Genomic DNA, 21,911 nt, shown 5'->3' on the forward strand with positions numbered 1-21,911 from the left:
AATGACTGCTCAAAAATCAGCCTCAAGCTTCATCAATGTGGGTGAACGCACCAATGTGACCGGGTCTGCCCGGTTTAAAAAGCTCATCATGGCGGATGATTACGCCACCGCCGTAGAGGTCGCGCGCCAGCAGGTTGAAAACGGCGCGCAGGTGATCGACGTCAATATGGATGAAGGGCTGCTGGATGCGCATCATGCGATGACCACATTCCTTAAACTGATCGCCGCAGAACCCGATATCGCGCGCGTTCCGGTGATGATCGACAGTTCCAAATGGGACGTGATCGAGGCAGGGCTGAAATGCGTTTCGGGCAAGCCGATTGTGAACTCCATTTCGATGAAGGAAGGCGAAGAGGCTTTCTTGGAACATGCGCGGCTGTGCATGGCATACGGCGCGGCCGTGGTGGTGATGGCGTTTGACGAAGTGGGTCAGGCCGACACCAAACAGCGCAAGGTCGAGATTTGCAAACGCGCTTATGATTTGCTGGTGGCAGAAGGCTTTCCGCCCGAGGACATCATCTTTGACCCGAACATCTTCGCCGTGGCGACCGGCATTGAAGAGCATGACCGCTACGGGCTCGATTTTATCGAGGCGGTTGCGGAAATCAAAAAGCAGTGCCCCCATGCTAAAACGAGCGGCGGGCTGTCGAACCTGTCATTCTCTTTCCGCGGGAATGAAACGGTGCGCCGCGCGATGCACTCGGTGTTCCTCTACCATGCGATCCCGGCAGGGCTTGATATGGCGATCGTCAATGCGGGGCAGTTGGATGTCTATGACACGATTGACCCCAAACTGCGCGAGCATTGCGAAGATGTGATCCTGATGCGCCGCCCCGATGCGACCGAGCGGCTGATTGATCTGGCCGAAAGCTATAAAGGCAAATCGGTCGCCGATGAAAAAGCCGCAGAAGAATGGCGCGGCTGGGAGGTTGCCAAACGGCTTGAACATGCGCTGGTCAAAGGGATCGACGCGCATATCGTGGCTGACACCGAGATTATGCGCGCAGCCAAGGAAGAGGAAGGCGGGCGGCCTATCGAGGTGATCGAGGGGCCGCTGATGGACGGCATGAATGTGGTGGGCGATCTGTTTGGATCGGGCAAAATGTTCCTGCCGCAAGTCGTCAAATCAGCGCGCGTGATGAAGAAAGCCGTCGCGCATCTCATCCCCTATATCGAGGCGGAAAAGGAATTGCTGCCCGAGGCCGAACGCGCTTCCAAAGGCACGATCATCATGGCGACAGTGAAAGGCGATGTGCACGATATCGGCAAGAATATCGTGGGCGTGGTGTTGCAGTGCAATGGCTATGACGTAATCGATCTGGGCGTTATGGTGCCGTGGTCTGACATTCTGAAATCCGCCAATGATAACAAGGCGGATATGATCGGGCTGTCCGGCCTGATTACGCCTTCGCTCGATGAAATGGTGACGGTGGCCGAAGAAATGCAGCGCAGCGATATGACCATGCCGCTGCTGATCGGCGGAGCGACAACGTCGAAGGTCCACACCGCGCTCAAGATTGATCCGAGTTATGAGGGGCCGGTGATCCACGTGCTCGACGCGAGCCGGGCGGTGGGCGTTGCCTCAAAGCTGCTTTCTGACACGCAGCGCGAAGAATTTGTGGCTGGTACCGCCGGTGAATACACCAAGGTGCGCGATGCGCGCGCCGGAAAAACGCCCAGCCAGCTGATGACTTTGTCAGAGGCGCGGGCGAATTTCTACGACGCATACCTATCCGATAAACCCGCACCGCCGCTCAAACCCGGCGTGCATGTTTTCGATGATTGGTCTTTGGAAGACCTGCGCGATTACATCGACTGGACCCCGTTCTTTCGCGCATGGGAACTCCACGGCAATTACCCCGCGATCCTGCAAGACGATGTGGTCGGCGAAAGCGCGCGGTCCTTAAAAGCGGATGCAGATGCGATGCTCGACAAAATCATCGGCGAAAAATGGCTGACCGCGCGCGGTGTTGCCGGCTTCTGGCCATGCGCACGCGATCATCAATGCCGCGATGATGTGATTATCCACCGCGTGCGGCGCGAGGAGAACATCCGCCTTCCCTTCCTGCGCCAACAGATCAAGAAATCGCGCGACCGCGCCAATATGTGCCTGTCCGATTTTATTGATCCCGATGGCGACTGGATTGGCGGCTTTGCGGTTGGCATTCACGGTATCGAGGAACACTCCGCCCGGTTCCAGGCGGACAAGGATGACTATTCCGACATCTTGCTTAAAGCTCTGGCAGACCGCTTCGCTGAAGCGTTTGCAGAGCGCCTGCATCTACACACCCGCACCGATCTGTGGGGCTATGCGCCCGGAGAACAGCTCACCAATGAAGCGCTGATTAAAGAGCAATATCGCGGCATTCGCCCCGCGCCCGGATATCCGGCGTGTCCTGATCATTCGCTGAAACCTATATTGTTTGAACTGCTGGATGCGGAAAAGAATGTCGGGCTGACCCTCACGGAAAGCTTCGCCATGTATCCCACGGCGGCGGTTTCAGGTTTCTATTTCGGCCATCCGGAAAGCCAGTATTTCGGCGTGGCGCGCATCGGGCGCGATCAATTGGAAGCCTATGCGGAGCGGCGCGGCGTCGATGTGGCAACGGCAGAACGCTGGCTGCGGCCCAATCTGGATTGATTAACGGAGCAAGCCGCGCAATGGTGGGCTATGCTTAGACCCATCCTTGCAGCTGCTGCTCTCGCTTTACCCCTGTCCGCTCAGGCCGAAGACCGCACACCTCCGCCCGCAACCGTGGTGGTGGCGTTTGATAGTGAGACGATCACCCCGCTGATCGCTGAGGGCACGCGCAATCGCGAAAGCGGCGAGGCGGTGGAGGCCAATGATCCGGTGCGCATTGCGTCGATTTCCAAGCTTATCATGGCGCTCGCGACCTTGCGGCTGGTGGATGAGGGCGTGGTCGATCTGGATGCGGACGTGTCGGAGTATCTGGGGTGGCAGGTCCGCTCCCCGCATCACCCGGATGCGGAGGTTACGCTCGCACAATTGCTTTCGCACCAATCCGGCCTGCGCGACAATGCTGGCTATGTGATCCCCTTGGGCGAGAGCCTGGAGGAAAAGCTAAAAGACCCCGCCGCGTGGTATGCAGACGCGCCGCCGGGCGAAGCTCCCTTTGAATACGCCAATCTGGGATCGCCCGTGGTGGCGACTGTTTTGGAAGCGGCGACGGGGGAGCGTTATGACGCAATCTTAAAGCGCACCGTGTTTGACCCGCTCGGCATCGAAAATGCCTGCGTCAACTGGACCGGGTGCTCGGACGATATGAAAGCGCGCGCGGTCGCGCTTTACCGCGATACGGGCGAGCCTGCGCGCGATTTTCCAGAAGAGTTGGCAGAGGGCTGCCCTGTGCCCGTGGCGGAAGGCACAGAATGCACGCTCGACAATTATGTGCCCGGCACGAATGCCTCGATCTTCTCCCCGCAGGGCGGCGTGCGCATCGGGATGATGGATTTGGCGAAGATTGGGCAGGCCTTGCTGAAAGGCAATAGCGAAGCATTGCCGAACAGCGTCATTCGGCCAATGCAGAGTTCCGTGAGCGGCGCAATCAAGCTTTTCGAATTGCAGGGATCTGAGCAGGATTTCTTCTGTATTTACGGGGCAGGCGTGCAGGTGATCCAATGGGAGGAGACAACTTGCCAGGATGAATTATTCGGCGATGGAATGCCCTATATTGGTCATGCCGGAGAGGCCTATGGACTGCGCGCAGGGATGTGGTTTGTGCCATTACGCGATCGCGGCTTCGTCTATTTCACTACTGAGGTCCCCCCGCGTCAATCAGCAGAAGACGAAGGCGGCTTTGATGCACGCGAAATCGCCTTGATGGCGCGCGCGCTTGAGATCGCTGGTCCGGCCGAGAAACCCGATCAAACGCAACAAGAGTCCGGCCAAGAGTAAGGATATTTCGCGCACGCCATCTACCCTGCGAATAAGTCTCTTTTGGCGCGCAAAAACACCCCCTTTGCGCGATTGACGGGGGCCTTCGCATCCGCAACATAAGGCCTCGCTGGCCGGAAGTGATTCTGGCATTTTTGCGCGGGAGAGCTTGGTTCGAAATCGGACCGGCGCCGAAGGAGCAACCGCCCCGGAAACTCTCAGGTACAAGGGACCGCGCAAAAGCATTGGCACTCTGGAAAGCGTTTCCGGCCTTCGCTGGAAACCACCGAAGGGGAGGCGCGCGCCGCGATTTGGCGCGCTGCTGAAGCTCTCAGGTTCACCCGACAGAGGGGGCAAGAATACGCGCTTCATCCGAAGCGTTCTTGCACTCGTCTGGGGAACACGATTTTGAGCGAAACACCACCTGAAGATACAGGCGAAGACCTGCCGCTGGGCACGTTGCCATTGGATGCATGGCACCGGGCGCGCGGTGCGCGCATGGTCCCGTTTGCAGGCTATGAAATGCCGATCCAATATGCCGGCGAAAACGGCGGCATTGTTGCCGAACACAATTGGACGCGCACCCAAGCGGGCCTGTTTGACGTGAGCCATATGGGGCAGGTTCTACTGTCAGGCGAAGGGCTGGATGAAGCGGTGGAGGCGGTTTTGCCCATCGACCTTTCCACTCTGAAATTGGGCCGTCAGCGCTATTCGCTGCTGCTGGATGCAAATGGCGGCGTGCTCGATGATCTGATGGTCTCGCGTTGGCCCGGCCACCTTTATCTGGTGGTAAACGGCGCGGTGAAATACGACGATATCGCTCATCTGCGCGAACATCTGCCCGATGAAATCACGCTGCATCATATGGAAGACCACGCGCTGCTGGCGTTGCAGGGGCCAAAGGCAGCCGATGCCTTGGCGCGCCATGCAAGCGGCGAATACGCGATCTCCGATCTCACGTTCATGCGCTTTGGCAAGTTTGAAATTGCGGGCCATAATGCGACAATTGCGCGCGCCGGGTATACGGGCGAAGACGGCTTCGAAATCTCGATTGCCGCCGAAGCCGCAGAGGAAATTGCGACACTCCTTTGCGCAGAACCGGAGGTGGAACCCATCGGGCTGGGTGCGCGCGATAGTTTGCGGCTGGAGGCTGGATTGCCGCTTTACGGGCATGATCTGTCGCCCGAGATCAGCCCTATCGAAGCGGGTTTGATCTTCGGCATTAACAAGCGCCGCCGCAGTGAAGGCGGCTTTCCCGGTGCAGACCGCATCAATCGCGAAATCACCGAAGGCACAGACCGGGTCCGCGTCGGCCTAACGCTCGAAGGGCGCATGCCCGCACGCGAAGGCGCTGATGTTTATGCAGGCGATACCAAAGTCGGCACAGTCACCAGCGGCGGGTTCTCGCCCACTTTGGGCGCGCCGATTGCGATGGCTTATGTCCACGCGACCTATGCCGAGACAGGCACCGCATTGGAATGCCAAGTGCGCACCAAACGCCTGCCCGCGACCGTATCACCCATGCCATTTGTCCCACACCGCTATTACAGAGGGAGCTGACCCATATGCCGCGTTATTTTACTGATGAACATGAATGGATTGATGTCGAAGGCGATAGCGCCACCGTTGGCATCACCGATTACGCGCAAGAACAATTGGGCGATATCGTCTTTGTTGAATTGCCCGGTGTCGGCACCGCTCTGGATAAAGGCGGCGATGCGGCGGTGGTCGAAAGTGTGAAAGCGGCCAGCGATGTCTACGCGCCGATTACCGGCGAAGTGACCGAAGGCAATGACTTGCTCGAAGAAGAGCCCGCTCTGGTCAATTCCTCACCCGAGGAAGACGGCTGGTTTTTCCGCATGACCATTGGCGACAAGGCCGAGCTGGAAGGTCTGATGGACGACAAAGCTTACAAGGCATTCGTCGCGGGGCTTTAGACCGCGTCATCCCAGCGAAAGCTGGGATCGCTAGCCGCTTGTGCCCCACTGTGTTGAGAGAGATCCCAGCTTTCGCTGGGATGACGAAGGTTGAAAAACAATGCGTTACTTACCCCTAACTGACACCGACCGCAGCGATATGCTTGCGAAAATTGGCGCGGGCTCAATCGATGATCTGTTCGTCGATGTGCCCGAAGTCGCGCGGCTGGACGGGCCTATTCGCGACCTGCCGATGCATGCGAGCGAGATGGCGGTTGAGCGGCATATGAAACGGCTTGCGGGTAAGAACCTGGCCGCAGGCGATGCGCCGTTTTTCCTCGGTGCGGGCGCGTACCGGCACCATGTGCCCGCCAGCGTTGATACCATCATCCAGCGCGGCGAGTTTCTTACCGCTTACACGCCCTATCAGCCCGAGATTGCGCAGGGCACGCTCCAAATGCTGTTTGAATTTCAAACGCAGGTCGCGCGTCTTTATGGCTGCGCGGTGGCGAATGCCTCGCTCTATGATGGCTCGACCGCGTGCTGGGAAGCGGTGGCGATGGCGACGCGGGTGACCAAGCGTAACAAAGCCGTGCTCTCAGGCGCGCTTCACCCGCATTACGCGCAAGTCGTCAAAACCATGGCGCAGTTTACTGGCGAACAGATTGCGACGGCGCAGCCCGCGATCACGCCAGAACCCAATCTCGAAACGCTGACCTCGCGCATTGATGAGGATACCGCCTGCGTCGTCGTGCAATATCCCGACATTCTGGGGCGCATCTCTGATCTGTCGAAAGTCGCCGATGCCGCGCATGAAAAGGGCGCTTTGCTGGTGGTCGTGAACACCGAACCGGTGGCGTTGGGCGCGGTTAAGTCACCGGGCGAAATGGGCGCGGATATTGTCGTGGGTGAGGGGCAATCGCTGGGCGTTGGCTTGCAATTTGGCGGGCCGTATCTTGGCCTGTTCGCCGTGCGCGATCCCAAGCATGTGCGCCAGATGCCCGGACGGCTGTGCGGAGAGACACTGGATGCGAGCGGCAAGCGCGGTTTTGTGCTGACGCTCTCGACCCGCGAACAGCATATCCGGCGCGAAAAAGCGACGTCGAACATCTGCACCAATTCAGGCCTGTGCGCGCTGGCATTCACCGCGCATATGACTTTGCTGGGCGAAAAAGGCCTGCGCCAACTCGCTGCAGAAAATCACCGTCTTGCCTGCCATGCCGCGGACCGTTTGGCCGCGGTTCCGGGCGTGAAACTGCTGAACAATGCGTTTTTCAATGAGTTCACTCTCATGCTCGATGGCAGACCTGCGCGCGATATTGTGCGCGATCTGGCGGATCGGGGCATTCTGGGCGGCGTGTCGCTTGGGCGGCTTTATCCCGGTGTTGCGGCGCTCGAACACGCGCTGCTGGTCACTGTGACCGAGATGACCACTGAGGAAGATATCGAGGCGCTTGCCGCCGAACTTGAAACGCTCGTGAAGGAGCCAGCCCAATGAACGCGCCCAACAAATCCGGCTGGAAACCGCAGATGGAAGTCGCTGATGCGGCAGGTGATGCGCCCACCACTACAGGCAATCGCGCGCTGATGCTGGAAGAGCCGCTGATTTTCGAAATTGGCCATGCTGAGCAAACAGGTGTTGACCTGCCCGAGATTGACGCCTCGTCCTCCAACCGCCTCGGCGGATTTGAGCGGACCGACCCAATCGGTCTCGTCGGCCTGACAGAACCTGAAACCGTGCGCCATTACACGCGCCTTTCGCGCCAGAATTACGGGATTGATCTGGGGTTCTTCCCGCTCGGTTCCTGCACGATGAAGCACAATCCGCGCCTCAATGAGAAAATGGCGCGACTGCCCGGCTTTGCCGATATTCACCCGCTGCAACCGGTTTCAACCGTTCAAGGCGCGCTGGAAGTGATCAATGAGCTTGCGCATTGGCTGCTTAAACTCACGGGCATGCACAGCGTTGCGATGAGCCCCAAAGCGGGCGCGCACGGTGAATTGTGCGGTATCCTCGCGATCCGCGCAGCGCACACCGCCGCCGGAAATCCGCGCGAGGTGGTGCTGGTCCCGGAAAGCGCGCATGGCACCAACCCGGCCACAGCAGCGTTTGCGGGCTATAAAGTCGATAATATCCCCGCAACGCCCGAAGGCCGTGTGGATGTCGAGGCTTTGAAAGCACGCCTTGGCCCTGACGTGGCGGCGGTGATGATCACCAACCCGAACACTTGCGGATTGTTCGAAAAGGACTTTCGCACGATTGCAGATGCGGTTCACGAAGTGGGCGGATATGTCTATTGCGATGGTGCAAACTTCAACGCCATCGTTGGCAAGGTGCGTCCGGGCGATCTTGGCGTTGATGCCATGCACATCAACCTCCATAAAACCTTCTCCACCCCGCATGGCGGCGGCGGACCGGGGTCTGGGCCAGTGGTTCTATCCGAAGCGCTCGCCCCGTTCATGCCGCTGCCTTACACGGCGCGCACGGCGGATGGCGTGGTGCATCTGATCGAGGAAGGGCAGGCGGATGAATTTGCGCGTGAACATTTTGGCGGGCCGCTCAATCACTTTGGCCGGATGACAGCGTTTCACGGACAAATGGGCATGTTCACCCGCGCGCTGACCTATATGCTCAGCCACGGTGCGGACGGCCTTAAACAAGTCGCCGAAGACGCTGTGCTCAACGCCAATTACATCCTGCGCAGCCTTGAAGATATCCTCCATGCGCCATTCGCAGACAGCGGCCCGTGCATGCATGAGGCGCTGTTTGGCGATAAGGATTTCGGCGGCGGATTGTCGACTTTGGACCTTGCCAAGGGGCTGATCGATGAAGGCTTCCACCCGATGACAGTGTATTTCCCGCTGGTGGTCCACGGCGCGATGCTGGTCGAGCCGACAGAGACGGAAAGCAAAGCGTCGATCGACCAGTTCATCACAGCCTTCCGCTCCGTGACTGAGCGCGCACTGGCGGGCGATGAGAGCTTAAAACAAGCACCATATTTCGCCCCGCGCAGACGGCTGGATGAAACGGCAGCGGCACGGAAACCGAAACTGGCGTGGGAAGAGCCTGCGGGGTGATCGCAAGAGGGCTCAAAGCAGGCATCATCGCTGCGATTGGCGTATCGCTGATTGCGGCGGATGAGCCGCCTCAGGCCGCGTCCGAGACCCTAGAACCGCCATCCTTCTTCTCCGAACGCATAGAAGATGGCCGCGTTGAGCTAGGTCAATTTGAGTATCTGCGCGGCTATTTCCCCGAGGCTAGCGAGGCGGAAAAGGTCCAATATGCTGCGCTCATCGCGTGGCTCGACGCTTGCGAGAAAAAGGGTAAAGCGCGCCTTGATGCCGAACTGGGAGAGCTGGGCGTGTCCTACGACAAGGGCAGCCTGATCGGCGCGGACAATGTCTGCCAGCAGGTGGTCCAAGGCGAATTTTTTGAGGAATTTACTTCTTTCGCCGAGCTGGCCGAGGCTACGCGCGGCGCGCGGCTGGTGTTCAATACGCTGGTGCAGTCTATTAGCCGCGCTGAAGAACGCACCGGGCCTTTCAGCAATGACGATCTCGGGGGCGATCTGCATCACCGTATTCTGGGCGAACAGATGTTGCGCCTCGCCTTTCGTTGGGGTTGGAATGAGGTCAGCGATCCGCGCGCGCCGAAAATGACCGAAAAAGAAAGAAAGGTCTTTCTCGCGCTGCTCAACAGCGAAGTTGTCTTTGTCGATCATCAGAACACCACGTGGCTTAAGGCGCTGGTTGCCAAGGAGGGTTGGCCCACTATGTCTGAAGTCGGCAAGCGTGGCGCGTTTTCAGCTTGGCTCCTCACTCAGCATGCTGACTTAGACCCAGCATTCCAATTGCGCGCGCTTCGAATGATGGAAGCATTGATTGCAGAAGGCGAAGTATCCAAAAGCAACTACGCTTATCTCTATGATCGCGTCATGCTCAAGCTGGCAGGCAAGCAACGCTTTGGCACGCAGATGACCTGCAAAAGCGGAGAACGTCAGCCTCTGCCGCTTGAAGAACCAGAGCGGGTGGATCAGTTACGCGCCGAGATGGATCTGGAACCACTGGCGGAATATCTGGGATATTTCCGCGCGCCCTGCCCACAATAAGAACGGCCCTCAATAAAAACGGCCCGCAATAGGAGCGGCCAGCTGGAAATAGGCTTACTCCGCGGTCTGCTTGACCGCGTCTTGGTCCTCGTCCTTCTCCCCATCCCCCTTCACCGAAATCTTGATCTCTGACAGATTCAGGATCGCCACATAGAACCCGATCACGGCCAAAGAGCTTGATCCCAGCACGGCAAAGGCTGCGCCTTTTGCGCCGTTCCAGTCAATCGCGGCATCCAGCATCACCAGCGCCAGCACAGTGGGCACGGCGCGCACGATAAAGGCTGTGCCTGCGCGCCCCGCGCTTACCAGCAGCGATTCAAGGCTCGCCCCGATCAATTCCACCGCGCCTGCGATGGATAGGATCACCATTGCCCAGTAAAACCCGCTGAAATCTTCCTGTGTTATCGTCTCCAGCGCCCAGCGTCCGCCCATCAGCGCCACCAGCACGGCAATCACACCTGCGACCAGCGCGATATTGGCCATGCGCCTTGCAAGCATCAGCGCGTTTTCCTTGGCATGGACGAGCTCTGGGAAGATCGCTTTCGACACAGTCTGCGCAAGGCTGACAAGCGCTTGTCCCAATTGCATCGCCACTCTGAACCCGCCAGCCAGCGCTGCGCCTCCGAATGTTCCAACCAGCAGCAGCACGACGGGCTTTCCTGCAACCGTCAGGCTGCCCGACATATTGGTGGACAAGACAAACCGCCAGACATCCGCATATTTTGCAGGGATGCGCGTAAGGCTGAGCGCAGATAGGTCGATGCGCTGGTCACGGCTTGCGGCAATCCAAAGCGCGATGGCCACGCACACCTCTGCCGCAGCCCAAGCAAGAATAAAGCCCGTCACAGTTGGCATTAAGAAAAAGGCGAGGATCGCGCCTGCTGCACGAATGGCGGGCTGCACAGCCTCTGCTGCGGTGGCGGTTCCGAACTTGAACCTAAGCCGCAAAAGGCCTGTTGGTGTTGTGCGGATCGATAGAAGTGAGACAACGCAATAACCAAAGGTAAGCGCGTACAGCTCAGGCGGTAAAGGCGACCACCAATTGGCCGTCCAAACAACCAATCCCGCAATCACAGTTCCTATTGCGATTGAGATCATATCGAGCGCGATGGCAAACCCCGTCGCCTCTCGCACATTTTCGGCATCGGGTTCTTCATCGGGTGCATCTCCATTTGCGCCCCATCTGATGATGAATTGCCAAGTCTGAAAATTGGCAAATCCGGTGATCGCTTGGCCCAAAGCCACGATCAGCGCGAAATGTCCAAACTTCTCAATCCCCAGAGCATTGGTCGCAAGATACAGATACACAAGGCTCATCACGGCGTTGAAACCGCGCCCGCCAAGCAGCCAGCCGATATTGGTGAACAGCCGTTTCACGCGTGTCAGACCCTAGGCTGCGGGACCGGGCTCGCCTTCGCGGCGTTTCAATATGGTGTCGGTGACGGTGTAGGTGCGTTCATTGTCGACATCGATGGCGTAATGGCCATCAGACAGGACAATCGGCACCAGCTTGATCCCGAACCGTTTGGAGATCTGCGCAAACAGTTTCTCTTTCGATCCTGTGCCAAGGCGAAAACGCACCAGATTGAGGAACCCGAACGCTTTGATAATGCGGCGGGGAAATTTCACAAACTGTCCGCCTTCGCGCATGATTTCAGCAGCGCCAAGCGCGCTTTCATTGCCGATCCAATACATATTGCAATTGGAGAACGCGCCGTCTTTGAATTGATAGAATTTCGATTGGCCTTGCGGATCGGCGGCCTGCACGTCCTCTTTGCGAGCAAGGCCTGCCGCGCCGCCTGCGCCAGCGTCCAGACACTTGCCGATAAATTCGCTGTATCCCTCAGGAGTGACAAGGCAATTGTCTGCTGTGGTTAAAAGGATGGGAAACTGCGCCCCATCCGCGCCTGCAAAGACGCTGTCGACGATGTTAAACTTGCCCTCAACAAAGGACAAGCGGCCTTCATCCAGCAGCTTTGCGATTGTCGGAAGCGCTGCGATTTCATCGGGTTCGTGCGCGATAATGCGGATTTGGTCGACCTTTTCGCAGGCAGCAACCTGCGCGGTGACGCGTTCAACCATCGGGATGCCGTTCACCGGCACGACCGCTTTTTGCGAAACGCCTGCGCGCTCAGCTAAGGGATCGAGCACGCCCGATCTCTTGCCTGCCATTATCAGCGCAGTGACTTTTGTATCCGGGCTCATGGTTAAGCCCCTTAGCGGCGATGGTGGTGCAGCGTAAAGGGGGCAGGAGGGGCATAGCGGCTTGCCGTGGCGGAAGCGGGACCGCATAGCACAGGCCATGCGCATTATCTTTAGCCGCAAAGGGTTTGACAGCAGTGCAGGCGGCGGCCCGTCGCCGATTGCCGGAGGCAGGCCGTTAAGCTTGCCGATCCCGGCAGCGCGCATTGCAGGGCGCGCGGCCAGCTGCACGACCTATGGCGATCTGGGGCTGGGCGAATATGCGGCGCGGGCGAGCCGGGGGAAGCTGGGCGCGGATGATTTGTGCCACCATGATCCGATGTTCTTGCCTGATGGCACCTGCGCCTTTGGCCAATGCGGGGCAGCGCAAACGCATCTGGAACGCCAAGGCGTAGGGCTGGGCGACGTGTTTGTGTTCTTTGGCTTGTTCGCAGAGGAGGAAACGGGAGAGCCGCATCACCGCATCTTTGGCTATTTGCGAGTGGAAGAAATGGTGCCTCTCGCAGGTGGCGCGCCGCAATGGGCGCGGGATTTAGCGCATCCCCATGCGCTGGCGATGCACCACAAAAACGATGTGATCTGGCGCGGGGAAGGGCGCACGGCAAACCATGCCAGCGATGCCTTGCGTCTAACGGTGCCCGAAGGTCCGCCGAGCCTGTGGCAGCGGCCCGCATGGCTGAAACGCGGCGGGCTGTCCTATCACGACCGCGAAGACAGGTGGATCTCAGGCGGCAGATTGCGCTCCGTTGCGCGGGGGCAGGAATTTGTCGCCGATGTCGGACGGCGCAAGGCCCCGCGCGAATGGCTGGAACAGGTGATTGGGGAGATATTGAAAACCTAACCCGCACACCCTGAGCCTGTCGAAGGGTCGCCTTTCCTTCGTTGAGCAATGAAAAGTGAAGTGCACTGCTTCGACAAGCTCAGCACGAGCGCAATCTATAGCGTTTTGATAATCGCTGAAAAATCAAGCGCGCCATTCTCTCTAGCAAACGCCTCGTAAATCTCAGCCGAATGCTTGCCGAGCGGCGTTTTCGCCCCCGAAGTGCCCGCCGCCTCCATCGCGAGGCGCAAATCTTTGAGCATCAGCGACGAGGCAAAGCCGCCTTGGTAATCGTTATCCGAAGGGCTTTCAGGGCCAACACCGGGAACCGGGCAATAGCTTGTCATCGACCAGCACTGGCCGGAGGATACGCTGGAGATATCGTAGAAGGTTTGCGGATCAAGGCCGAGTTTGTCCGCCATGGAAAACGCCTCTGCCGTGCCGATCATCTGCACCGCGAGCAGCATGTTGTTGCAGATCTTCGCCGCCTGTCCATTGCCCGCATCGCCTGCGTGGATCACGGCTTTGCCCATGGCTTGCAGGATGGGTTCGGCGCGAGCGAAGGCCTCGCTCGTGCCGCCAACCATAAAGGTGAGCGTGCCGCCATTCGCTGCCGCAATCCCGCCCGATACGGGCGCATCGACCATGGCGTATCCTGCCTCTTCAGCGCTTTCGATGACCGCGCGCGCGGTGGCGACATCAATGGTCGAGCAATCGAGGAACACCGCGCCTTCAGGCGCAGTGCCGATCACGTCTGCCTCGTAGACCGATTTCACGATGGCGCCATTGGGCAGCATGGAGACGACCGCCTCTGCATCCGCGCAGGCCTCTTTGGCGCTGGTGAAGGTGGTGCAGCCGGCCCCGCTCGCAGCAGCAAGCGCATCCTCGCTCAAATCAAAAGCGCGCACATCATGGCCCGCTTTCACCAAATTAGCAGCCATCCCGCCGCCCATATTGCCGAGCCCGATAAAGGCGATTTTCATAGGTAATCTCCGATTTTCGTCATCCCAGACTTGATCTGGGATCGTTCGCCGTTAGCTCAGCGTCGCATCATGGATTGCCGCGTCACTGCGTTCCTCGCAATGAAGAGTTTTGAGAGTGTGGGCGTGAGTTTCGTAACGTTTCGCTAGGATGACGTGGGTGTCTAGCGCCCCTTCCACACGCCCTCACGCTTCTCGATAAAGGCCGCCATACCCTCGGCTTTGTCCTCTGATGCGGTCAAAATCTGGAAGATACGGCGTTCGACGATCAGGCCCTGATCGAGCGTCATTTCAAACGCTGAGTTCACCATTTCCTTGTTCGCGATTGTCGCCATGGGCGGCATTCCTGCGATGGTCTTGGCGGTTTTAAGCGCGTCTGCGATCAAGTCTGCTTGCGGGACAACGCGCACGATCAGGTTTGCGCGTTCGGCTTCCTCCGCGCTCATCATTCGGCCTGTCAGACACATTTCCATCGACTTGGATTTGCCAATCGCGCGGGTGAGCCTTTGCGATCCGCCCATGCCGGGGGCCACGCCCAGCTTAATTTCTGGCTGGCCGAATTTCGCATTGTCCGAAGCAATGATAAAATCCGCCATCATCGCAAGCTCGCACCCGCCGCCAAGCGCAAAGCCGTTGACCGCTGCAATCCAAGGTTTGCGGGTCTTCTTCACGATTTCGGAAGTCCAGGGCGAGAAGAAATCATCGAGGTAAAAGTCCGCTGCTGCCTTGTCGGACATTTCCTTGATGTCTGCGCCTGCTGCAAAAGCCTTTTCGCCCGAGCCAGTGAGGACGGCGCACAGCTGGCTGTCATCGTCTTGGTAAGCGGCGAAAGCCTGGATCAGCTCTTCGAGCACTTTGGAGTTGAGCGCGTTCAGCGCTTTGGGCCGGTTGAGCGTTATCAGCGTGACGCCCGCATTGCCTTGGGCGTTGGTTTCGTGCGTGATCGTTTCGTAGGTCATTCTCGTTCTATCTCCGTCATCCCAGCGAAAGCTGGGATCTGGTGCAGCTATGTCCGGCCATGCGGACAACGATCCCAGCTTTCGCTGGGATGGCGATTGCTAAAGCGGCTTCCACTCCTCACCATCGGGCAAGGGCGCAAAGATGCTGTCGATCAGCTCTTCGCTCACCTCTTGAGGCGTTGCGGGATCCCATTTGGGATCGTTGGTTTTGTCGGTGATGACCGCGCGCACCCCTTCGGCAAAATCATGGCGGGTGAGGACGCGGGAGGCTATGCGGTATTCCATCGCCATATTGTCAGCAAAATCGGTGAGCTTGGCGCTTTCTGCCAGCTGGCGCATCGCGACTTTGCAAGTCTGGGGCGATTTGGTGCCCAGCGTATCGCGCTCTTTCACCGCCCAGTCATCGCCTTCTTCGATGGCCGCTTCCAGACTAGCGCCAATGTCCTCGACACTGTCAGAGGCGAAGTGTTTCGCGATTTTGAGCGCATTTTTCTCAATCCGCGCATCAGGCGGTGTGCCGACAGGTTCTGATAGAATACCGCGAATGCGAGAAGGGCGCTCAATGATGCGCTCCTTAATTTCCTCAAGCATATCGCTGGGCACGTAATGCGTAGCAAGGCCTGCCCACAAAGCCTCTGCTCCATCGAGGCGCGCGCCGGTGAGCGCGAGAAACTGCCCAATCCGCCCGCCAAGGCGCGAGAGATACCATCCCCCGCCCACATCGGGAAACAGGCCAATGCCGGTCTCTGGCATGGCGAACCGGGTGTTCTCGGTCGCGACGCGGAATTTGGCAGGCATGGAAATGCCAACGCCGCCGCCCATGGTGATCCCGTCCATGAACGCCACAATCGGCTTTGCATAAGTGAAAAGCTGATGGTTGAGCTGATATTCATCGTGAAAGAATTTGCGCCCCGATACCCCGCCATCATTCAGCGCTGAATCGCGCAGGAAAGCGATATCACCGCCCGCACAAAAGCCGCGAGAGCCATCGGCATGGTCGATAATCACCGCCTCAATCGCATCATCCTCTGCCCATACGGTGAGCGCATTGGACATGGCATGGCACATATCGAGCGTCAGCGCGTGGAGCGCCTTGGGACGGTTCAATGTGATATGCCCGATGGGACCATTGGTGCGGGTGAGAACGTCAGGTGTCATGTCTTGCTTTCGGTTCAATCGTCATTCTCGGGCGGGTGCATCCGCTGGAGCTGCTTTAGAATGCGGTGGCCGTAATACCAGACAAGCACAACCAACAGCAGCGCAAAGAACGTCAGATCGTCGATACTTTCGATTACATTTTCCATGGATATCTCCCTTATTGCCGCAGCAAATCCCGGCCCACGATCATGCGCATCACTTGGTTGGTGCCCTCCCCCGGTGGGAGAGGATTTGCAAGTCTTTCACGGTCATTGCGGGCTCGCCTGTTCAGGCTTCGGTGGGAACAACCGCCATGCGATGAGCCAATAGGTGATCGCCCCCACAAGTGCCGATCCGACCATCAATGCTGCCATACTATAGTCGATCCCACGGTAGGGAACTTCGGTGAGCATGGTTGTCATTATGATCCCAAGTATCACACCGGCTGCGGCGAATAACTTCCAGTTTCCCATCCGCCTAACTTCAGAAAAAATGACAACGGGAAGCGCCACAACTAACGCATAGGCTGCAGCAAAAGGAACGAAAAAGACCAATACATAAAGTACCTCGCCAACGTTTGGCGTTCGCATGGAGTTTGATGTCAGAAGAAGAACCGTAAGGATAGGGACCACGGCTATGATTGCTGAACAGGCATAGGCAAACAGCACCATCAGAAATCGTCGTACTATGCTCACTGCCGCAGTAAATCCCGGCCCACAATCATCCGCATCACTTGGTTGGTGCCCTCCAGAATCGAGTGCACGCGCAAATCGCGCCAGAACCGTTCAATCGGGTAGTCGCGCAGATATCCGTATCCGCCGAAGAGTTGCAGCGCATCGTTCACAACCTTGCTGCCATTATCGGTCGCGAGCCTTTTTGCCATGGCGGAAAAGCGCGATTTGTCGGGCGCTCCACCGGTGACTTTGGCAGCGGCGAGGTAGAGTAGGGCACGGGCGCTTTCCAAATCGGTGGCCATATCTGCCAGCATAAATTGCGTGTTCTGGAAATCGGCAACGGGTTGATCGAACTGTTTGCGATCCTTGGTGTAAGCAATCGCTTCGTCCAGGCACCGTTGCGCGCCGCCCAGCGAGCATGCGCCGATGTTCAAACGCCCGCCATCAAGGCCCATCATCGCAAAGCGAAAGCCTTCGCCCTCATCGCCGACACGGTTGGCCACTGGCACGCGCGCGTCTTCGAATATGACCTGCGCAGTGGGTGAAGCGTTCCAGCCCAGTTTCTTCTCCGGCGCGCCAAAGCTGACGCCCGGTGTATCCTTGTCGATCACAAGGCATGAGATGCCTTTCGTTTTGTGATCGGAAGTGCGGACCATGCAGACATAGACATCGTTCACGCCGCCGCCGGAGATGAACTGTTTGGTGCCGTTCAAGACATAGTGATCGCCATCGCGGCGAGCCGTGGTTTTCAGCGCCGCTGCATCCGACCCGCTGCCGGGTTCTGTGAGGCAGTAACTTGCGATTTTCTCCATGCCGATGAGGTCAGGCAGATATCGATCTTTTAGCTCCTGCTGCCCAAACTCATCGATCATCCACGCGGCCATATTGTGGATCGAGATAAAGGCGGATGTGGTGGGGCAGCCATAGGCCATCGCTTCCATAATCAGCGCCGCCTCGAGCCGGCCAAGCCCGATGCCGCCGCTTTCCTCCGACACGTAAATCGCGCCAAAGCCAAGCTCTGCCGATTGCTTGATCGTGTCTTTGGGAAAGATGTGTTTCTCATCCCATTCCGCCGCAAATGGCGTGATCTGGTCGGCGGTGAAACGCTGCGCGACTTCCTGAATGGCGAGCTGATCGTCGGTAAGGGAAAATTGTCCTGTCATGGCGGCTCATCTAGCCCCCTTGCGCGGCAATTAAAGGGATAGGCTTTCAGATTTTTGCTAGGTGTCCCGGTGTGATTGCGGTTAGTCTTGGATAGAGGGGAGCGAAACCTTGCGCATTGCCGTTCTGTCCGTAGTTGCAATTGCCTTGCTGGCGGGGGCTGTCTGGTGGCTCGCCCCCAAGTTTATGGTCAGTGATGGCGATATGACAGAGCCGCGCTCTGAAATTCACGCCGCCACGCATGAGGGCGTGATCTACACCGCTGGCGGGATTGGGTTCTTCCGCACTCTCAAAAGCTGCGAGGCTTATGACACACGGTTGCAAGAATGGCGCGATTGCCCTGATCTGCCGCGCGCTTTGCATCATGTGGCTATGGCGGCAAATGATCACATGGTGTTTGCAAGCGGCGGGTATTCAAGTCTGCCATTCAATGCGGATCGCGATGCTGCTGTGTTCGCCTTTGACCCTGCAAAGCCTGCTTCGGGGTGGGAGGAAATCGCCAAGCTTCCCACTGAATTGGGCCAGCACGCGATGGTCTATCGCGATGGGGGCTTGTTCCTGATTGGCGGGGAAAGCGGGGGCGAAACGGTCGCGCATTTGCGCCGGTTTGATCTGGCAAGCGGCCGGTGGTCGCAGCTTTCCGCCATGCCCACCGCGCGCCATTCGCATGCGATTGCCATGGATGAAACGCGTCTGTTCGTAACCGGCGGTCGCAGCCCGGCGCTCGGCGATGCGTCATCTGTTATCGAAGTGTATGATTTTGGCTCGGACAACTGGACAAGTTTGCCCGATGCTCCGTTTAAGCTTGGCGGCCACGGTGCTGCGGTGATTGGCAGCCGCTTGCATGTCTATGGCGGAGAAGATCTGGATAGCGGCCTCGTGCTGGCACGGCATGCATCACTCGATCTGGCTGATCCGCAGGCGGGTTGGCAGGGTGAAGCTGATCTCAACAAGCCGCGTCACGGCTTTGCAACAGCATCGGTGGGCGGGGTGATCTATATTCTGGGCGGAGGTGCCCGCGCCGGGCTGCAAACGCCGTTCTCGGTTACCGGAACGGTTCAAATGCTGGCGGATAAATAATGGGCGCAGGTGTAACCTTTGCGCGCTATCATGCGTAGACGGATCTATGTCTGCACAACAAAATCGCGCGCGCCTTATCCTTGTCTACAACGCTGATACAGGTCTGATCCAGGCTCTGATGCATGCGGTGCACAAACAGCTGCGCCCGGACACCTATCCGTGCTCTTTATGCGCGCTTACATATGGTGCGGTTTCGATGCGCAGGGACTGGCGCAATTTTCTGGATGAGCTCGATCTGGATATTGAGATTTATCACCGCGATGATTTTACCGGTGCCCACCCGCAATTGGGCACAGGCGGCGCGCACCAGATTGCTTTGCCTGCGATCCTGATGGCGGAACCGGGGGAAGAGCCATTTGTGCTGATCCCCGCCCCGGAACTGGACGCGATGGCCGATGCTGATGAGCTGATGGAGCATGTCGAAAAGACGCTGATGGTGTGCCGGATGGGCAGCCCCGTTGCAGCGGGTGCAGCCGGCTAATTCGTTTCAAGCTCGCAAAAATCGCTTTGCGCGACTTGTTTTGCCTCGTCAAACAGCTCCTGCGTGGGCGCGAGCCGCCGGATCAGCACCACGCCGCGCGGTGTTGGGCTGATCGTGGCGGTATCATCACCTGAACTGCCCGCGACAAGCTGCACCGATTTCGCCAGCCCTTCGCCGCGCACGGTGAGATAATTGTTGGTGTTGGCATCAAAGAAAGACAGCGACTGATAGCCGGGCCATTCGGCCATGGTGACATTGAGGCGGCTGCCCGGCTCGCTCAAATCATAGCGGCACAGCGAATAGAAGAGGTCAGGCGAAGTGCGCACCACGGCCTGTGTTTGCGGGGTGATCCGCTGCGGCGTGGTGAAAGCGTGCTGGCTGATCCCGCGGTTTTTCAGCGTTGCAAGCGTGCGGTCCATAATGACGCCGGGTGCATAGGCGAGCGCCGCCCAATGCGCGGCGATGGCGGTGATGATAAGCACGGCGACGGGGCCAATCCAGCGGGTCATGATGCGTCCCCTTTGCAGGACAAGCGTTCAATAACTGGGGGTTTCAAAGCCGTTTGCGGATCGGACAGCAGCTCTTCATCGGGCAGGTAAAGCCGCAGGGTGAGATCAAACTGGCCTGCATTGCGGCTGGAAATCCAGTCGACCCCTGGCTCCGGTCTTTCGGGCGCGACGAGCACGCTCCAGTCATCCGCTTCACCTGAAATGCTGGTCGCATCCATGCTGAGCGCTTTATCCTCGTTCATGGGCAGCATGCTTTGTGCATCGTACAAAGTGATCGACCACCAATTTGCAGGCAGTGCGCCGCCCAGTATCGCGTATTCGCATTCCTCGCGCAGCGGATCGCCTGCGCCATCAGTGGTGCGGGTGAAATAGACCGCTTCGCTTTTAGCCAATCCCAAGAGGCCATGGCGCGCAACGCGGGCGCGGGTGTAGGGATCGGCGGCCTTAGACCCGATAGCAAAATCGCTGCGCCAGCCATCCACTTCTACATCGCCAAAATCGAGCGGTTTCATGCCCGGCCAAAGACCGGAAAGGTAGAGCGCGCTGGCAAGCCCGATTGCGCCGCCGAGGATCGCGGCGAATGAGTATTTCGCCAGTTTTCCGACCATCATAATTCTCGCCCTGTGCCCCCTGAAACGCCTGTTCTATTTGTCGCTATCTGCTTGTTTGATGACATAGCGTTCAAATTCCCACGTCATCATCGCCGTGCTCATCCAGATCGGCGCATAAGGCGGTTTGATATCACGTTCCCATGCCATTGATCCTATCAACGTGCCCGAGGAATAAGGCACATCGGGCATCGCACCGGCGAGAGGATCGCGGTACGCCTCGTCAGCGGTGATGATGGACCAGCCCTCCTGGCGCAATTCTGCCACCAGATCACCGATAAACATTGCAGCAAGATCGGTTTCGTGCAGCAGCATGACATGCGCAGGTGATCGGCCCAAAGCTTTGCGCGCCAGTGCATCGTGATAGGCAATCCCGCTCATTTGGGAACGCAGATAAAGGCCTCGCAATCGTTTCATGTCGAGCGTTTTGCCCTCAGCGGCGGCATCTATCGTCAGCTGCTCCAAATGCCAGTCCGACCCGTCTGCGGTTGCATAGCCATTGCGCAGACCGCGTTGGGCAAGGCCTTCGCGCACGGCATCACGCTTGGCCTTGTCGCGGCCGCCTTCGTTCAAATAGGGGAACCGGAACCATGGCCGGTTGCCCGCCCGCCCATCAAGCCAACGCGCGGCCTCATCAATGTTGGCGAGGTATTCCCCGGCCGTGAGGTTGAGCAGGTTGGGATGCGTTGACGTGTGATTGGCCAGCACGTGGCCTGCCTCGACATAAGCAGCAATGCGGGCCTCGCCGCCTTTGCCCGATGGCTTATTCAGATTGCCCGGATTGATGAAAAACGCCGCCTGTTCAACGTCCGCTTCGCGCAATGCGGCAATAAGTTTGTGCGTGCGTGCATCGGGAGTGAAAAACGCGCCCGGCGTTCTGGGGATGTCATCAAAGGTGAGCGCGATGCGTTTGCTTTGACCTGGTGTGTCATGGGCCAATGCCGGAATGCTGAAGGTTAGAAACAGGGCCAACAGGATATTGCGCAAAAGTGTCACGGTATCACCGCCTCTGCTTCTATTTCGACTTTCCATTCCGGGCGGCACAGCCATGCGACGCCTGCCATGGTGGCGGCGGGATTGGCGCTGCCGAAATAGATTTTGTGGACATCGCCCACCGCATCCTGATCTGCCGGGTCGGTCAACAACATGCGGGTGCGCACCACATGCTCTGCCTCGCCGCCCAATTCCTCAATGGCCGCGAGGATCAGATCGCAGCACCGTTCAGCTTGTGCGGCTGCATCGCCGGACGTGGTTGAGCCATCATCTTCGACGGGGCCAGTGCCCGCAACAATGATCCGATTGCCTGTCCGAACTGCGCGGCAAAAGCCAAACTGCGCCTCATATGGGGAGCCTGATGTGGTGCGTCGGCGGTCGCTCACA

Annotated in this window: 22 protein-coding genes and 2 riboswitches; of the genes, 10 read left to right on the forward strand and 12 right to left on the reverse strand. The window is 58.4% G+C overall.

Annotation, left to right across the window (positions count from 1 at the left end):
* Position 1: 1 nt before the first annotated feature.
* From metH to AC0V6L_RS08260, 7 genes are all read left to right on the forward strand, one after another.
* Positions 2-2,641 (forward strand): methionine synthase, encoded by a 2,640-nt coding sequence (metH, locus tag AC0V6L_RS08230; RefSeq protein ID WP_486153800.1) that lies wholly within the window; start codon positions 2-4, stop codon positions 2,639-2,641.
* 30 nt (positions 2,642-2,671) lie between these two features.
* On the forward strand, positions 2,672-3,916 hold the full coding sequence (locus AC0V6L_RS08235; RefSeq protein ID WP_486153801.1) for a serine hydrolase domain-containing protein: 1,245 nt from the start codon (positions 2,672-2,674) through the stop codon (positions 3,914-3,916).
* A gap of 129 nt (positions 3,917-4,045) precedes the next feature.
* Positions 4,046-4,140: riboswitch (glycine riboswitch) on the forward strand.
* Positions 4,141-4,253, forward strand: a riboswitch (glycine riboswitch). It abuts the riboswitch before it with no gap.
* A 50-nt stretch (positions 4,254-4,303) separates the two neighbouring features.
* A complete protein-coding gene (gene gcvT, locus AC0V6L_RS08240; protein ID WP_486153802.1) occupies positions 4,304-5,455 on the forward strand; it encodes a glycine cleavage system aminomethyltransferase GcvT in 1,152 nt (383 codons plus the stop codon).
* A gap of 5 nt (positions 5,456-5,460) precedes the next feature.
* Complete coding sequence (gene gcvH, locus AC0V6L_RS08245; protein WP_486149971.1) at positions 5,461-5,832, forward strand: glycine cleavage system protein GcvH; 372 nt, start codon at positions 5,461-5,463, stop codon at positions 5,830-5,832.
* Between the two features lie 100 nt (positions 5,833-5,932).
* Positions 5,933-7,309 carry an aminomethyl-transferring glycine dehydrogenase subunit GcvPA gene (gcvPA, locus tag AC0V6L_RS08250; RefSeq protein WP_486153803.1) on the forward strand — a complete coding sequence of 459 codons (1,377 nt, stop codon included), beginning with the start codon at positions 5,933-5,935 and terminating at the stop codon, positions 7,307-7,309.
* The gene (gene gcvPB, locus AC0V6L_RS08255) at positions 7,306-8,889 is read left to right on the forward strand and encodes an aminomethyl-transferring glycine dehydrogenase subunit GcvPB (protein WP_486153804.1); all 1,584 of its coding nucleotides are present in this window, start codon (positions 7,306-7,308) and stop codon (positions 8,887-8,889) included. Before gcvPA ends, gcvPB begins: the two co-directional genes overlap by 4 nt.
* The gene (locus AC0V6L_RS08260; protein WP_486153805.1) at positions 8,886-9,920 is read left to right on the forward strand and encodes a DUF6624 domain-containing protein; all 1,035 of its coding nucleotides are present in this window, start codon (positions 8,886-8,888) and stop codon (positions 9,918-9,920) included. Before gcvPB ends, AC0V6L_RS08260 begins: the two co-directional genes overlap by 4 nt.
* A gap of 54 nt (positions 9,921-9,974) precedes the next feature.
* Here AC0V6L_RS08260 and AC0V6L_RS08265 read toward each other — a convergent pair whose 3' ends face one another.
* Positions 9,975-11,297: a lipopolysaccharide biosynthesis protein gene (locus AC0V6L_RS08265; protein ID WP_486153806.1), complete on the reverse strand. Its 1,323-nt coding sequence runs from the start codon at positions 11,295-11,297 to the stop codon at positions 9,975-9,977.
* Positions 11,298-11,309: 12 nt separating this feature from the next.
* Positions 11,310-12,125, reverse strand: a complete 816-nt coding sequence (locus AC0V6L_RS08270; RefSeq protein ID WP_486153807.1) for an NTP transferase domain-containing protein — start codon at positions 12,123-12,125, stop codon at positions 11,310-11,312.
* A 97-nt stretch (positions 12,126-12,222) separates the two neighbouring features.
* Between AC0V6L_RS08270 and AC0V6L_RS08275 the strand changes: the two genes are divergently transcribed.
* Positions 12,223-12,963 (forward strand): Nmad3 family putative nucleotide modification protein, encoded by a 741-nt coding sequence (locus AC0V6L_RS08275; protein WP_486153808.1) that lies wholly within the window; start codon positions 12,223-12,225, stop codon positions 12,961-12,963.
* A 95-nt stretch (positions 12,964-13,058) separates the two neighbouring features.
* Here the strand turns inward: AC0V6L_RS08275 and mmsB are convergent, their stop codons facing one another.
* The 6 genes from mmsB to AC0V6L_RS08305 all read right to left on the reverse strand — a co-directional run bounded on the left by mmsB (position 13,059) and on the right by AC0V6L_RS08305 (position 17,855).
* Positions 13,059-13,925, reverse strand: a complete 867-nt coding sequence (gene mmsB, locus AC0V6L_RS08280; RefSeq protein ID WP_486153809.1) for a 3-hydroxyisobutyrate dehydrogenase — start codon at positions 13,923-13,925, stop codon at positions 13,059-13,061.
* A 161-nt stretch (positions 13,926-14,086) separates the two neighbouring features.
* Positions 14,087-14,881, reverse strand: coding sequence for an enoyl-CoA hydratase-related protein (locus AC0V6L_RS08285; RefSeq protein ID WP_486153810.1), 795 nt, complete (start codon positions 14,879-14,881; stop codon positions 14,087-14,089).
* A gap of 99 nt (positions 14,882-14,980) precedes the next feature.
* Positions 14,981-16,039, reverse strand: a complete 1,059-nt coding sequence (locus AC0V6L_RS08290; protein WP_486153811.1) for an enoyl-CoA hydratase/isomerase family protein — start codon at positions 16,037-16,039, stop codon at positions 14,981-14,983.
* Between the two features lie 14 nt (positions 16,040-16,053).
* Positions 16,054-16,185, reverse strand: a complete 132-nt coding sequence (locus tag AC0V6L_RS08295; protein ID WP_486153812.1) for a hypothetical protein — start codon at positions 16,183-16,185, stop codon at positions 16,054-16,056.
* Between the two features lie 102 nt (positions 16,186-16,287).
* Positions 16,288-16,689, reverse strand: a complete 402-nt coding sequence (locus AC0V6L_RS08300; protein ID WP_486153813.1) for a hypothetical protein — start codon at positions 16,687-16,689, stop codon at positions 16,288-16,290.
* Positions 16,690-16,709: 20 nt separating this feature from the next.
* Positions 16,710-17,855, reverse strand: a complete 1,146-nt coding sequence (locus tag AC0V6L_RS08305) for an acyl-CoA dehydrogenase family protein (protein WP_486153814.1) — start codon at positions 17,853-17,855, stop codon at positions 16,710-16,712.
* A 109-nt stretch (positions 17,856-17,964) separates the two neighbouring features.
* Here AC0V6L_RS08305 and AC0V6L_RS08310 point away from each other — a divergent pair, with 109 nt between their 5' ends.
* Positions 17,965-18,933: a Kelch repeat-containing protein gene (locus AC0V6L_RS08310; RefSeq protein WP_486153815.1), complete on the forward strand. Its 969-nt coding sequence runs from the start codon at positions 17,965-17,967 to the stop codon at positions 18,931-18,933.
* A gap of 46 nt (positions 18,934-18,979) precedes the next feature.
* A complete protein-coding gene (locus AC0V6L_RS08315; RefSeq protein ID WP_486153816.1) occupies positions 18,980-19,414 on the forward strand; it encodes a hypothetical protein in 435 nt (144 codons plus the stop codon).
* On the opposite strand, the gene AC0V6L_RS08320 is transcribed toward AC0V6L_RS08315, so the two are convergent.
* Genes AC0V6L_RS08320 through AC0V6L_RS08335 form a run of 4 tightly spaced genes read right to left on the reverse strand, consistent with a single transcriptional unit; the run spans position 19,411 to position 21,910 of the window.
* Positions 19,411-19,923, reverse strand: coding sequence for a DUF1254 domain-containing protein (locus AC0V6L_RS08320; RefSeq protein ID WP_486153817.1), 513 nt, complete (start codon positions 19,921-19,923; stop codon positions 19,411-19,413). The two genes, AC0V6L_RS08315 and AC0V6L_RS08320, sit on opposite strands and share 4 nt — an antisense overlap.
* Positions 19,920-20,534 carry a DUF1214 domain-containing protein gene (locus AC0V6L_RS08325; protein ID WP_486153818.1) on the reverse strand — a complete coding sequence of 205 codons (615 nt, stop codon included), beginning with the start codon at positions 20,532-20,534 and terminating at the stop codon, positions 19,920-19,922. Before AC0V6L_RS08325 ends, AC0V6L_RS08320 begins: the two co-directional genes overlap by 4 nt.
* A 33-nt stretch (positions 20,535-20,567) precedes the next feature.
* On the reverse strand, positions 20,568-21,527 hold the full coding sequence (locus AC0V6L_RS08330; protein ID WP_486153819.1) for a polysaccharide deacetylase family protein: 960 nt from the start codon (positions 21,525-21,527) through the stop codon (positions 20,568-20,570).
* A complete protein-coding gene (locus AC0V6L_RS08335) occupies positions 21,524-21,910 on the reverse strand; it encodes a RidA family protein (protein ID WP_486153821.1) in 387 nt (128 codons plus the stop codon). Before AC0V6L_RS08335 ends, AC0V6L_RS08330 begins: the two co-directional genes overlap by 4 nt.
* Position 21,911: the final 1 nt, after the last annotated feature.

This window comes from Erythrobacter sp. JB1-15, assembly GCF_057365035.1.